The following is a 12,573-nucleotide window of genomic DNA, read 5'->3' as shown; positions in this document are numbered from 1 at the left end:
ACGCATGATGGAGGACAGGACGCATGACACGGATTATGGGTCGGCAGGGCGCCGACTGGTGGCGCGGCGCGGTGATCTACCAGATCTACCCGCGCAGTTTCCAGGACACCAACGGCGACGGCATCGGCGACCTCAAGGGCGTCATCGAGCGCCTCGACTATATCGCCTCCCTGAATGTCGACGCCATCTGGCTGTCGCCCTTCTTCACCTCGCCGATGAAGGACTTCGGCTACGACATCAGCGACTACCGCGGCGTCGACCCCATGTTCGGCAGCCTCGAGGACTTCGACCGCCTGGTGGAGGCGGCCCATGCCCGGGGCCTACGCGTGACCATCGACCAGGTGCTCTCCCACACCTCGGACCAGCACCCCTGGTTCGCCGAGAGCCGCGCCAGCCGCGACAATCCCAAGGCCGACTGGTACGTCTGGGCCGATGCCCGTCCCGACGGCGCGCCGCCCACCAACTGGCAGTCGGTATTCGGCGGCAGCGCCTGGCAGTGGGACACCCGCCGCTGCCAGTACTACCTGCACAACTTCCTGGTCGAGCAGCCGGACCTCAACTTCCGCAACCCGGCGGTGGTGGAGGCGATCCTCGGCGAGGTGCGCTTCTGGCTGGAGCGCGGCGTGGACGGTTTCCGCCTCGATGCGGTCAACTTCTGCACCCATGGCGAGTTGAAAGACAACCCGCCCCGGAAGGAGATCGTCGAGGGCTTTATCGGGGTACGGCCGGACAACCCCTACGGCTTCCAGCTCCACCACCACGACAAGACCCAGCCGGAGAACCTGGCCTTCCTGGAGAAGCTGCGCGCCCTGCTCGACGAGTACCCGGGCACCACCAGCGTCGGTGAGGTGGGCGACGACGACTCCCTCGGCGTGATGGCGGCGTACACCCAGGGCGGCAAGCGCCTGCACATGGCCTACTCCTTCGACCTGCTGGGGGAGCGCCATGACCCGGCCTTCCTGCGTGATACCCTCACCGAGATGGAGGCGCGCATCGGCGACGGCTGGCCCTGCTGGGCGCTGGGCAACCATGACGTGACCCGCCTGGCGACCCGCTGGGGCGCCGGGGGCGATCAGGCCAGGCTGCGCCTCTACCTGGCCTTCCTATTCACCCAGCGCGGCAGCGTCTGCCTCTACCAGGGCGAGGAGCTGGGCCTCACCGAGGCCGAACTGGGCTTCGACCAGCTGGTGGACCCGGCCGGCATCACCTTCTGGCCGGCCTACAAGGGCCGCGACGGCTGCCGCACGCCCCAGCCCTGGGTCGCCGATGCCCGCCACGGCGGCTTCTCATCGGCCACGCCCTGGCTGCCGGTGCCCGAGGCGCATCTCGCCCTGGCCGTGGACCAGCAGGAGCGGGATCCCGAGTCGCTGCTCAACGCCTGTCGGGCCCTGCTGGCCTTTCGTCGCCAGCAGCCGGCGCTGGTCAGGGGCGACATCCGCTACCACCCGGTGCGCGAGGGCGTGCTCTGCCTGGAGCGCCGCCACCCGGCCAGCGACCCGGGCAGCCGCCTGCTGGTGGCACTCAACTTCACCGGCGAGGCGCGCATCCTTCCGGCCCCTGGCGCCGCCGAGGCGCTGCCCGGGGCGCCGGCCCTGGTCAACGGCCACTGGGCCGAGGGCCGCGTCACGCTACCCCCACACGGCATCGCCATCGCGCGCTGTCCCGACGAGGAGGACGCCACATGGGACGTCTGACACTGGAAGGCATCGGCAAGGCCTTCGACGGCATCGAGATCTCGCGCGATATCGACCTCACCATCGAGGACGGGGAGTTCGTGGTCTTCGTCGGCCCCTCCGGCTGCGGCAAGTCGACCCTGCTGCGCATGATCGCGGGGCTCGAGGAGATCACCCGGGGGGAGATGTGCCTGGACGGCGAGCGGATCAACGAGATCCCGCCCCAGGAGCGCGACATCGGCATGGTGTTCCAGTCCTACGCCCTCTACCCGCACCTGAGCGTGGCCGAGAACATGGCCTTCGGGCTCAAGCTGGCGCGCACCGACAAGGCGGAGATCCGGCGCCGGGTGGACCATGCCGCCGGGATGCTGCACCTCACCGAGCTGCTCGACCGCAAGCCCAGGGACCTCTCCGGCGGCCAGCGCCAGCGGGTGGCCATCGGCCGGACCCTGGTCAAGGAGCCGGCGGTGTTCCTGTTCGACGAGCCGCTCTCCAACCTGGATGCGGCCCTGCGGGTGGACATGCGGGTGCAGATCGCCGAGCTGCACAAGCGGCTCGAGGCCACCATGATCTACGTCACCCACGACCAGGTGGAGGCGATGACCCTGGCCGACCGCATCGTGCTGCTCTCCCGGGGGCGCATCGCCCAGGTCGGTCCGCCGCTGTCGCTCTACCACTTCCCCCGGACCCGGGAGGTGGCCGAGTTCATCGGCTCGCCGCGCATCAATACCCTGGAGGTGGAGGTGGTCGAGCCGGGCCGGCAGCACACGACCGTGCGCCTGCCCGGCGGCGAGCCGCTGCGGGTGGCGGTGGATGGCCGGGGGCTCGAGCCCGGCGGGCGGGCGACCCTGGGGGTGCGTGCCGAGGACTTCGTGGCCCCCGAGCAGGCCGAGGCGACCCTGTCGGCCCGGCTGACGGTGGCCGAGAAGCTGGGCTACGAGACCCTGGCCCACCTGAGGGTGGCGGGCGTCGAGGGAACCCTGACCCGGCGGCTGGATGGCCTGACCGCCCTCGAGGATGGCCAGGCGGTGCCCCTGGGGCTTGTCGGCGAGCGCTGCCACCTGTTCGGCCCGGACGGCGCGGCCTGTCCGCGCCAGGTGGAGATCCCCGGCGTCAGCCACTAGGGCGGTGGTGCACGGCTGGTGGATCAGCGACATGGCCCGCCGCATAGCGTGCGGCAGGGCATCGACGCCGGCCATGCCTTCCGGGATACTCACCCTGCTGCCGGACCATGGCAGCGAGAGAATTCCTCCCACCAGGAGCATGAAGGCCCATGACCATCATCCGTCACGACACCAAGGCGCGCATGAGCCGCGCCGTGATCCACAACGGCGTCGCCTACCTGTGCGGCCAGGTGGCCGGCCCCGAGGCGCGCCATGGCGACATCACCGCCCAGACCGAAAGCATGCTGGGCCGCCTCGATGACCTCCTCAAGGAGATCGGCTCCGACCGCGAGCACCTGCTCTCGGCCACGATCTACCTGAAGGAGGGCCACGACTTCGCCGCCATGAACGAGGTCTGGGATGCCTGGGTGCCCACCGGCCACGCGCCGGCGCGCACCTGCGTCTGTGCCCCGATGCCCGCCGATGAGCTGAAGGTGGAGATCACCGTCACGGCCCTGGTGGTCGGCGACTACAGCTACTGAGGATCTGCCTAGCGCGAGCAGGGATCCTCGATAGGCGCCTCTCGTGGCCGCAGCCGCCGCGAGAGGGCGTCCACCGCGATGTTCAGCGCCGCGGTGACCAGCAGCAGGAAGAAGGCCACGTCGAACAGCAGGTAGTCGAATCCCTCCTCGATGTAGAAGCCGAGCGTCGCCACCCCCAGCATCCCCAGGATCGCCGTCTCGCGCAGGATCACCTCGGCGCGGTAGTAGAGCAGCGCCAGCATTCCCGGGTAGAGCCGTGGCAGCAGCTCGTAGGCATAGCGGCCGGAGGCCGGCAGCCCGGGCATGCCGGGGGCCAGGGCATCGGCGTGGCGCGCCACCAGGAAGGCGATCAGCGCCCCGTTGTGCAGGGCCAGCGCCAGCCAGGCCGGCAGCAGCGAGGGGCCGAGCAGCAGCAGGAGAGGAAGGCCAGCATCAGCTCAGGCGTCGAGCGCAGCGCCACCAGCAGACCCCGGCCGGCCAGCCGGCTGGCGCGGTTGCCGAAGTGGCGACTGGCCAGCGGCCAGAGCAGCAGCGCCACCGCCAGCGCCCCCACCGTGCCGAGCAGCCCCAGCAGCAGGGTATTGCCGATGGCCGGCCCCAGCGCGGGAATCCGCGACAGCCAGGCGGCGAGCCCCGCCCAGTCCCCGGCGAGCAGCGCCGGCGGCCAGATGTCCTCGGAGACGAAGCGCCACAGCAGGGCGCCATCCACGCTGGGCCATGGGGCGAGTAGCCAGGCCCCGCCCGCCAGCAGTACCGGGACCAGCCGCCGATGCCCCCACCAGGGCAGGCTGGCGATCAGCAGGTAGAAGAGCCAGAGCAGGGCGCCGGCCTCGTGGTAGCGCCCCTCGCGGAAGGCGGTCTCCAGGTGGAAGCCCAGCGTCGGCAGCCCGACGAAGCCCAGCAGCACGCTGGCGCGCAGGGCGCACTCGAAGCGGTAGCGGGTATAGGCGACCAGCTGCGCCCAGGCCAGCGGCAGCTCGGTGTAGACGAAGCGCGACAGCCGCCCGCTGCCGGGGGGCAGGGCATCGCGGGGCGCGCGGGGCGCCTGCTCGAGGATCTCCGCATAGACCTTGGCGAAGATCCCCGCGTAGGGGATCGCCAGGGCCGCCAGGGCGGTCAGCGCCGACAGCCCGAAGACCTGCAGGAAGAGCAGCGCCCAGAACAGCTCGTGGATGGCGCGCACGAAGGCGCACCCGGCGCGCACCAGCCGCGAGCGGGCGAACAGCAGGGCCAGCGGGAAGCCCAGCACCACGCCGGCCAGGGTGCCCCAGATCGCCACCGCCACGGTGAGGCCGATGGCGGTGAGCGGCGATTCCAGCGAGCCCCAGGCCGGCCAGGCCATGCCCAGGGCCATGCGGCCCAGCTCGGCCCAGGGCTCCCGGGTGTGGATGGCGAGGTCGGCGAAGGGCACCAGCAGCACCGCCAGGGCGACCAGCGCCAGGGTATGGCGGGCCAGCTTCAGCCCGGTGCTGTCACCCCGCCACCAGTGGCGGCCATGGCCCGGATGGGGATGACGGGAGAGCGTCTCGCTCATGGCCGGCCCCGCGCGCAGGGCAGCGCCTCCGGGCTGGGCATGGCCGGTGTGGCCGCCTCACGGGGCGAGCCGGCGGGGGCATCGGCATCGGGATAGAGGGCGTCGAGGTCGGCCAGGCGCAGCTCCCGGGACGGGGCATCGATCACCAGGCGGCCGTCGCGCAGGCCCCAGACCCGGTCGAAGTGGGTGAGGGCCAGCTCGCGCTGGTGCAGGGCCACCACCTGGGTGGCGTGGCGGGCATCGATCAGCGCCAGCAGCCGCAGCGCCTGGTGGGGGTCGACGCTGGCCACCGGCTCGTCGCCGAGGAACAGCGCGCGGCTCTGGTAGAGGGCGCGGGCGATGGCCACCCGCTGGCGCTGGCCGCCGGAGAGCCGGCCCACCGGGCGGCGCAGCAGGCCCGCGAGCCCCACCTGCTCGCACAGCGCCTCCACCTCCCGCCAGGGTTGGCGCAGGGGGCGCACCAGGTTCCACAGGTTGGCCAGCGCCGAGTGCTCGGGCAGCCGCCCCATGTAGACGTTGTGGTAGACGGCCAGGGCCGGCACCAGGCCATGGTGCTGGGGGCACCAGGCGGCGCGCCGGCCGAGCCGCTCGCGCAGCTCGCGCAGCTCGGCGAGCAGGGTGGACTTGCCCGAGCCGCTCTGTCCCAGCAGGGCGACGCGCTCGCCCTCGCGCAGGGCCAGCGTCAGGCGGGGCAGCACCACGCTGTCGAGCCGCCCGTGACCGTCGCGGCCATGGCCGAGGTCCTCGGCCGCGAAGGCGACCAGCGGGCGGCGTTGCTCGCTCTCCATGGTGTCAGGCCCTCAGCGCAGCAGGCCGAGCTCCTCGGCCACCTCTTCGATGGGGCATAGAGGGCGTTGTCGGCGGGGATGAAGGCCTCGCGGGGGAAGCTGGCCAGCAGCTCCGGGTCGTCCATCTCCAGGAAGGCGGCCTGCACCCGGTCGGTGAAGCCCTCGCCGAAGCGCTCGTCGGCGTCGCCGCGCAGGGTCCAGTTGTAGTCGGGGTAGGGCGGGGTGGCCCAGATCACCTCGACCCGGTCGGTGTCGACGCGGCCATCGGCCACCGCGGCCTCCCACACGGTGTAGTTCACCGCGCCCAGGTCCCAGGTGCCGGCCTCCACCAGGGCGATGGTGCGCGAGTGGTCGCCGGAGTAGCCCACCCGGGAGAAGAACGCCTCGGGGTCGGCGTCATCGAAGCGCTGGCGGAAGAAGTGCTCCGGCATCAGGCGCCCGGAGGTGGAGGTGCGCGAGCCGAAGGTGAGGCTCATGCCCTCGATCGCGTCGGGCAGCGCGTCGGCCCGCTCCAGGCCCGTGGAGTGGTGGGCGATGAAGTAGCTCATGAAGGCGTCGTCCTCGCTGCCCTGGGCCAGGGCCACCGAGCCCGGCACCAGGCGGCGGGCCTGTACGCCGGAGAGGCCGCCGAACCAGGCCAGCTGCACCTGGTCGTTGCGAAAGGCGGTCACCGCGGCACTGTAGGACTTCACCGGCACGTACTCCACCTCGACGCCCAGGCGCTCCTCCCGGTAGTCGGCCACCTTGCCGAAGCGCTCCACCAGGCGCGCCTGGTCCTCGTCGGGGATGGCGGTGAAGCGGAAGGTCTCGGCGGCCGCCCCCTGGGCGAACAGGGCGAGGACGGCGGCAAGGGCGAGGTGGCGCATGGCGCGGCTCCGGTCGGGGAATCGGGCCGCTATTGTTGTCGCTGGGCCCGGGCCTGGCAAGTCCGGGACGATCAGTCCGGCCGGCCGGACGGGTAGCGGGTATCGAGCAGGCTGTCCTTGATCTTCTTGAGGTGGCCCAGGAAGTCCTCGCCGCGGCGCAGGGTCACCCCGGTGGCCAGTACGTCGATCAGTGCCAGCTGGATCATCCGCGAGGTCATCGGCATGTAGTGGTCGGTGTCCTCGGGGGTGGCGATGGCGACTTCCAGCGTCTCGGTGCACTCGGCGGCCAGCGGCGAACCCGGCGCGGTGATGCCCAGCACCACGGCCCCGTTCTCCCGGGCCAGCCGGGCAATGTCGACCAGCTCCCGGGTGCGACCGGTCCAGGAGATCACCACCACCACGTCGCCGGTATGGCAGCTCGAGGCCACCATGCGCTGCATCAGCACGTCCACGTAGGCGGTGACCGGCAGGTTGAAGCGGAAGAACTTGTGCTGGGCGTCCTGGGCCACCGCCCCCGAGGCGCCCAGGCCGAAGAAGTGCACCTGCTTGGCCTGGATCAGGTAGTCCACGACCCGCTCGATGCGCTGGGGGTCGGCCTGGCGGCGCGCCTCGTCCAGGGCGGCGATGGTGGCGCCGAAGATCTTCTGGGTATAGTCGGCGGCGCTGTCTTCCGGCTCCACGGCGCGGCTCACGTAGGGGGTGCCGCCGGCCAGGCTCTGGGCCAGCTTGATCTTGAAGTCCGGATAGCCCTTGGCATCGAAGCTGCGGCAGAAGCGGTTGACCGTGGGCTCGCTCACCGAGGCCGCCTGGGCGAGGGTGGCGATGCTCATGCTGGTGGCGGCGCCGGGGTCGGCGAGGATGACGTCGGCGACCTTGCGCTCGGAGCGGTTGAGTTCCTCGAGGCGTTGGCGAATGCGATCGAGCAGGTCGTGACTGGCCATGATGGGCGGGGGTCTCCATGACAGCGGGCGGCGTGGGCCGCGGATTTAGCCGGGATAGATGATGTAGTGATTTAACTACATTATGCTGGCTATCCTAGCCCGAGGAGGTGGGTCGCGGCCAACCGTCCCCGTCGGGCGGGCGTTTGTTTTGTAAGTTTACAACAAAAACTTGCCTTTTGACCGCTCGGTGGGTATTTTTTTGGTAATCCAACGAAAAGCGAGGCGCACATGAGTCACTCCAGCCGATCCGGCCAGGCGGCCAGGACCGATATCGACCTGGCGCTGTTCGGCGCCCTCGGCGACCTGGCACAGCGCAAGCTCTTTCCGGCGCTGTTCCAGCTCGACCGCGAGGGGCTGCTCGACCCGAGCACGCGACTGCTGGGGCTGGCGCGCCAGGAGCTCGACGTGGACGGCTTCAAGGGACGCGTCGAGAAGGCGCTCAAGACCCACGTCAAGGCCGAGGAGCTCGACCGCCAGGCGCTGGCGCGCTTCCTTTCGCGACTCGACTATCGCCAGCTCGACTTCACTCAGCCCGAGGGCTATACGGTCATCCGCGACTGGCGCCAGGCGGGGCAGGAGCGCCCCATGGTGGTCTACCTCTCGGTGGCGGCGAGGATCTACGGCGACATCTGCCGACACCTTGAGGCCAGCGGCAGCCTGGACGACCAGAGCCGGGTGGTGGTGGAGAAGCCGATCGGCTATGACCTCGCGTCCTCCGCCGAGGTCAACGACGCCATCGGCGCGGTCTTTCCCGAGTCGCGCATCTACCGCATCGACCACTATCTGGGCAAGGAGACGGTGCAGAACCTGATCGCGCTGCGCTTCGCCAACCCGCTGTTCGGCACCCAGTGGAACCAGAACCACATCTCCCATGTGGAGATCACCGTGGCCGAGCAGGTCGGCATCGAGGGGCGCTGGGGCTACTTCGACGACGCCGGCCAGCTCCGCGACATGGTGCAGAACCACCTGCTGCAGCTGGTCTGCCTGATCGCCATGGATCCGCCGGCCAACCTCGACGCCGACGCCATCCGCGACGAGAAGGTCAAGGTGCTCAAGGCGCTCAAGCCCTTCACCGACGACATGCTGGGGCGCGACGTGGTGCGCGGCCAGTACACCGCCGGCACCATCGGCGGCAAGTCGGTGCCCGGCTATCTCGAGGAGGAGGGGGCGAACACCGAGAGCCACACCGAGTCCTTCGTGGCGATGAAGACCGGCGTCCAGAACTGGCGCTGGGCCGGCGTGCCCTTCTACCTGCGCACCGGCAAGCGGATGCCCGAGAAGCTCTCCCAGATCATCATCCACTTCCGCCAGCAGCCCTACTACATCTTCGATCCGGACCAGCGCGGGCTCGCCGCCAACAAGCTGGTGATCCGCCTGCAGCCGGAGGAGGGCATCGCCCTGGAGGTGCTGACCAAGGACAGCGGCCTGGACAAGGGCATGCGCCTGCGCCGTGGCCCGCTGCACCTGGACTTCAACAGCTCCTTCCCCAAGTCACGGATTCCCGACGCCTACGAGCGCCTGCTGCTCGAGGTGATGAAGGGGCAGCAGTACCTCTTCGTGCGCCGCGACGAGGTCGAGCATGCCTGGCAGTGGTGCGACAACCTGATCGCCGCCTGGGCCGATCGCGACGAGCCGCCACGCCGCTACCCGGCCGGATCCTGGGGCCCCGTCGCCTCCATCGCCATGATCACCCAGGACGGACGGAGCTGGTATGAAGATTACTAGAGCCTGGCGACCGGCCCCCGGGGCCCGTGGCGCCTCTCTCAAGACCGCCATGATCACCCGGGACGGACGGAGCTGGTATGAAGATTACTAGAGCCTGGCGACCGGCCCCCCGGGCCCGTGGCGCCTCTCTCAAGACCGCCATGATCACCCAGGACGGACGAAGCTGGTATGAAGACTACTGAGGACCCCCAACGATGAGTGAGCTTTGCCGAGAACGCCTGGCCACCCAGCTGGCCGAGGCCGTGGCCGAGGCGCTGCGCACCGACCTGGCCCGCCAGGAGCGCGCCCTGCTGGTGGTCTCCGGTGGCTCCACGCCGGTGCCCTTCTTCCGGGCGCTGGCCGCCATGGCGCTGCCCTGGTCGCGCATCGACGTGACCCTGGCCGACGAGCGCTGGGTGCCCGAGTCCGCCGACGACAGCAATGCCCGCCTGGTGCGCGAACACCTGCTGCAGGGGGCCGCCGCCGAGGCGACCTTCGTGCCGCTGACCACCCAGGATCCCACCCCGGAGCAGGGCGCCGAGGCGGTGGCCGACCGCCTGGCGCCGCTCGCCTGGCCGGCCAGCGTGGTGGTGCTGGGCATGGGCGGCGACGGCCATACCGCCTCGCTGTTCCCCGACAGCCGCGAGCTCGACCTGGCGCTGACCACCGATGCAGCGGCGGTGGCGGTGCGCACCCCCAGCCAGCCCCAGCCGCGCATTACCCTCAGCGCCGACCGCCTGCACCAGGCCCGCCGTCACGTGCTGCACATCACCGGCGGCGACAAGCGCGCCGTGCTGGCCCGGGCACTGTCCGGCGACGACGTCCGCGAACTGCCGATCCGCGCCTTCCTCGCCTGCCCCCTGGCCACCTACTGGGCCCCCTGATCTCATGGAGAGACATCAATGACCATCGACAAGCAGCTGCCCTCCACCCGCACCACCGAGCTCGACAGCATCTGCCTCAAGGCCGAGGTGATCCCGGTGCTCGCCATCCAGCGCGTGGAGGACGCCGTGCCCCTGGCCACCGCCCTGGTCGAAGGGGGGCTGACCGTGCTCGAGGTGACCCTGCGCACCGACTGTGCCCTGGAGGCGATCCGCCGCATCAAGGCCGCGCTGCCCCAGGCCAGCATCGGGGTGGGCACCGTGCTCACGCCGGCCCAGTACCGCAAGGCCGAGCAGGCCGGCGCCGACTTCGTGGTCACCCCGGGCACCACCGAGGCGCTCTATCGCTATGGCGTCTCGAGCCCGGTGCCGATGCTCCCCGGCGTGGCCACCGTCTCCGAGCTGATGACCGGCTGGCAGTACGGCTATCGCCGCTTCAAGTTCTTCCCCGCCGAGGCCAGCGGCGGCGTCAAGGCGCTCAAGGCCTTCGCCGGGCCGATTCCCGAGGCGCGCTTCTGCCCCACCGGCGGCATCAACCTCGACAACGCCGAGGACTACCTGGCGCTCAGGAACGTGATGTGCGTGGGCGGCTCCTGGCTGACGCCGAACTCGCTGGTGGAGGCCGAGGACTGGAACGGCATCCGCCAGCTGGCCCGCGATGCGGCCCAGCGCTTCCACCACTGATTTCCCGCGCCCGGCAGGGCGCACCCCTGTGCTCTCTCGACAGCCAGCCGCTGTCCTTTCCCCCGGCCCCCGCGGCCGGGTTTTTTTGTTGTCGCTGGCCGGCGTGAAACGCAGCGGGGCCGGCAGTTGCCGGCCCCGCTGCGTCAGCGTGCCTCAGCGCCGGGTTCGCTTGCTGCCCTTGCCGGCGGGTTTCGCCGCGGGCTCGTCGGCGCTCGCCCGGGGAGCGCCGTCGGCCGCGAAGTGGCCACGCACCAGCGCCAGCAGCCCCTGGGTGGAGGCGTCGAAGTCCTGGCTCTGCTCGTCGATGCGCTCGCTGATCTCGCCGGCGATGCGCTTGCCGAGCTGCACGCCCCACTGGTCGAAGGAGTTGATGTTCCAGATTACCCCCTGGACGAACACCTTGTGCTCGTACAGTGCGATCAGCGCGCCGAGGTTCCTCGGCGTCAGCTCGTCGAGCAGCAGCACGCTGGAGGGGCGGTTGCCGGGGCAGCTGTAGGGGTCCAGCCGGCTGCCGCTCTGGCTGCCCTCCATGAAGGCGTTGGCCTGGGCCAGCATGTTGGTGAGCAGGGCGAAGTGGTGCTCCTCCATGCCGGGCTCGGGCTTCAGCGAGGCGATGAAGTCGATGGGCACGTAGCGGGTGCCCTGGTGGAGCAGCTGGAAGAAGGCGTGCTGGCCGTTGGAGCCGGTCTGGCCCCAGACGATGGGACCGGTCTTGTAGTCCACCGGGTGGCCGAAGATGTCCACCGACTTGCCGTTGGACTCCATGTCGAGCTGCTGCAGGAAGGCCGGCAGCTGATGCAGGGCCTGGTCGTAGGGCACGATGGCCTGGGTCTCGGCGCCGACGAAGTTGATGTACCAGATGCCGATCAGCGCCATCAGTACCGGCATGTTCTCGCGGAAGGGGGCGGTGAGGAAGTGCTGGTCCATGGCATAGGCGCCCTCCAGCAGCTCCATGAACCCCTCGAAGCCGATGGAGAGGGCGATGGGCAGCCCGATGGAGGACCACATGGAGTAGCGCCCGCCCACCCAGGCCCAGAACTCGAAGACGTTCTCCTCGCGGATGCCGAAGGCCATGGCCGCCTTCTTGTTGGTGGAAGCGGCGATGAAGTGCGCCCCCACGTCGGCATCCGGGCCGGCATTCTCCAGGAACCAGCGCCGGGCGGTATGGGCGTTGAGCAGGGTCTCCTGGGTGGAGAAGGTCTTGGTGGAGACGATGAACAGGGTGGTGGCCGGGTCGAGGCGGCTGAGCACCTTGCGGATGTGGGCGCCGTCGACGTTGGAGACGAAGTGGAAGTTCAGCTCCGGGTGGCGGTGCTTGAGCAGCGCCCGGCAGGCCATGTTGGGCCCCAGGTCCGAGCCGCCGATGCCGATGTTGACCACGTCGCGGATGCGCTCGCCGCTGTAGCCCTTCCATTCGCCGTTGCGCACCGCCTCGGAGAACGCCCGGATCTGCTCGCGGGTGCGCTGGATCTCCGGCATCACGTCCTGGCCATCGACCATCAGCGGCCCCTCGCCGAGGTTGCGCAGGGCGGTGTGCAGCACCGGACGGTCCTCGGTGACGTTGATGATGTCGCCGGAGAACATCTGGGCGCGGCGCTGCACCAGCGCCGAGTGCTCGGCGAGCTCGATCAGCTTGTCGAGCACCGCGTCGGAGACCTGATGCTTGGAGTAGTCGAGAAACAGGCCGCCGACGCGCAGGCTCATCTTTTCGAAGCGCTGGGGGTCATTGGTGAAGTAGTCGCGGATGCGGTCGTTGGCGGTCTGCGCATGCAGGCGCGCAAGGGCCTGCCAGGTCACGCTGCGGGTCAGCTGGAACATCGGAAGCCTCGCCTCTTGTTGTCGGTTGGGTGGGGGTCG

The 12,573-nt window shown here is 70.2% G+C and carries 11 protein-coding genes and 1 pseudogene; 6 read left to right on the top strand and 6 right to left on the bottom strand.

Annotation, left to right across the window (positions count from 1 at the left end; all coding sequences use genetic code 11):
- Positions 1 to 23 precede the first annotated feature (23 nt).
- From NFH66_RS12330 to NFH66_RS12320, 3 genes are all read left to right on the top strand, one after another.
- Positions 24 to 1,694: an alpha-amylase family glycosyl hydrolase gene (locus tag NFH66_RS12330; RefSeq protein ID WP_349610525.1), complete on the top strand. Its 1,671-nt coding sequence runs from the start codon at positions 24 to 26 to the stop codon at positions 1,692 to 1,694.
- A complete protein-coding gene (gene ugpC, locus NFH66_RS12325; protein WP_349610524.1) occupies positions 1,682 to 2,797 on the top strand; it encodes a sn-glycerol-3-phosphate ABC transporter ATP-binding protein UgpC in 1,116 nt (371 codons plus the stop codon). Before NFH66_RS12330 ends, ugpC begins: the two co-directional genes overlap by 13 nt.
- A gap of 149 nt (positions 2,798 to 2,946) precedes the next feature.
- A complete protein-coding gene (locus tag NFH66_RS12320; protein WP_349610523.1) occupies positions 2,947 to 3,318 on the top strand; it encodes a RidA family protein in 372 nt (123 codons plus the stop codon).
- Positions 3,319 to 3,326: 8 nt separating this feature from the next.
- Here the strand turns inward: NFH66_RS12320 and NFH66_RS12315 are convergent, their stop codons facing one another.
- From NFH66_RS12315 to NFH66_RS12295, 5 genes and pseudogenes are all read right to left on the bottom strand, one after another.
- A complete protein-coding gene (locus tag NFH66_RS12315; protein WP_349610522.1) occupies positions 3,327 to 3,656 on the bottom strand; it encodes an ABC transporter permease subunit in 330 nt (109 codons plus the stop codon).
- An 11-nt stretch (positions 3,657 to 3,667) separates the two neighbouring features.
- Entirely contained in the window at positions 3,668 to 4,852 is a 1,185-nt protein-coding gene (locus NFH66_RS12310; protein WP_349610521.1) for a PhnE/PtxC family ABC transporter permease, read from the bottom strand.
- Positions 4,849 to 5,640 (bottom strand): ATP-binding cassette domain-containing protein, encoded by a 792-nt coding sequence (locus NFH66_RS12305; RefSeq protein ID WP_349610520.1) that lies wholly within the window; start codon positions 5,638 to 5,640, stop codon positions 4,849 to 4,851. The genes NFH66_RS12310 and NFH66_RS12305 overlap by 4 nt, the downstream gene beginning before the upstream one ends.
- 12 nt (positions 5,641 to 5,652) lie before the next feature.
- Positions 5,653 to 6,506, bottom strand: a pseudogene (locus NFH66_RS12300) (putative selenate ABC transporter substrate-binding protein).
- Positions 6,507 to 6,577: 71 nt separating this feature from the next.
- Positions 6,578 to 7,447: a MurR/RpiR family transcriptional regulator gene (locus tag NFH66_RS12295; RefSeq protein WP_349610519.1), complete on the bottom strand. Its 870-nt coding sequence runs from the start codon at positions 7,445 to 7,447 to the stop codon at positions 6,578 to 6,580.
- A 228-nt stretch (positions 7,448 to 7,675) separates the two neighbouring features.
- On the opposite strand from NFH66_RS12295, the gene zwf reads away from it, so the two are divergent.
- The 3 genes from zwf (at position 7,676) to NFH66_RS12280 (ending at position 10,716) form a co-directional block, all read left to right on the top strand.
- On the top strand, positions 7,676 to 9,172 hold the full coding sequence (zwf, locus tag NFH66_RS12290) for a glucose-6-phosphate dehydrogenase (protein ID WP_349610518.1): 1,497 nt from the start codon (positions 7,676 to 7,678) through the stop codon (positions 9,170 to 9,172).
- 194 nt (positions 9,173 to 9,366) lie between these two features.
- A complete protein-coding gene (pgl, locus tag NFH66_RS12285) occupies positions 9,367 to 10,035 on the top strand; it encodes a 6-phosphogluconolactonase (protein WP_349610517.1) in 669 nt (222 codons plus the stop codon).
- Positions 10,036 to 10,053: 18 nt separating this feature from the next.
- Positions 10,054 to 10,716: a bifunctional 4-hydroxy-2-oxoglutarate aldolase/2-dehydro-3-deoxy-phosphogluconate aldolase gene (locus NFH66_RS12280; RefSeq protein ID WP_349610516.1), complete on the top strand. Its 663-nt coding sequence runs from the start codon at positions 10,054 to 10,056 to the stop codon at positions 10,714 to 10,716.
- 153 nt (positions 10,717 to 10,869) lie between these two features.
- On the opposite strand, the gene pgi is transcribed toward NFH66_RS12280, so the two are convergent.
- Positions 10,870 to 12,534, bottom strand: coding sequence for a glucose-6-phosphate isomerase (gene pgi, locus NFH66_RS12275; protein WP_349610515.1), 1,665 nt, complete (start codon positions 12,532 to 12,534; stop codon positions 10,870 to 10,872).
- Positions 12,535 to 12,573 lie beyond the last annotated feature (39 nt).

The sequence above is a fragment of the Halomonas sp. H10-9-1 genome, from assembly GCF_040147005.1.
In the GTDB taxonomy this organism is placed as follows: domain Bacteria; phylum Pseudomonadota; class Gammaproteobacteria; order Pseudomonadales; family Halomonadaceae; genus Halomonas.
The sequence above is the reverse complement of the archived record's forward strand: the minus strand, read 5'-3'. Positions and strand labels throughout refer to the sequence as shown.

Excerpts from the sequence above, each read along its gene's own strand:
- zwf (WP_349610518.1), top strand. The coding sequence starts at position 7,676 with ATGAGTCACTCCAGCCGATCCGGCCAGGCGGCCAGGACCGATATCGAC.
- pgl (WP_349610517.1), top strand. The coding sequence starts at position 9,367 with ATGAGTGAGCTTTGCCGAGAACGCCTGGCCACCCAGCTGGCCGAGGCC.
- NFH66_RS12280 (WP_349610516.1), top strand. The coding sequence starts at position 10,054 with ATGACCATCGACAAGCAGCTGCCCTCCACCCGCACCACCGAGCTCGAC.
- NFH66_RS12305 (WP_349610520.1), bottom strand. The coding sequence starts at position 5,640 with ATGGAGAGCGAGCAACGCCGCCCGCTGGTCGCCTTCGCGGCCGAGGAC.
- ugpC (WP_349610524.1), top strand. The coding sequence starts at position 1,682 with ATGGGACGTCTGACACTGGAAGGCATCGGCAAGGCCTTCGACGGCATC.
- NFH66_RS12310 (WP_349610521.1), bottom strand. The coding sequence starts at position 4,852 with ATGAGCGAGACGCTCTCCCGTCATCCCCATCCGGGCCATGGCCGCCAC.
- NFH66_RS12320 (WP_349610523.1), top strand. The coding sequence starts at position 2,947 with ATGACCATCATCCGTCACGACACCAAGGCGCGCATGAGCCGCGCCGTG.
- NFH66_RS12295 (WP_349610519.1), bottom strand. The coding sequence starts at position 7,447 with ATGGCCAGTCACGACCTGCTCGATCGCATTCGCCAACGCCTCGAGGAA.
- NFH66_RS12330 (WP_349610525.1), top strand. The coding sequence starts at position 24 with ATGACACGGATTATGGGTCGGCAGGGCGCCGACTGGTGGCGCGGCGCG.
- pgi (WP_349610515.1), bottom strand. The coding sequence starts at position 12,534 with ATGTTCCAGCTGACCCGCAGCGTGACCTGGCAGGCCCTTGCGCGCCTG.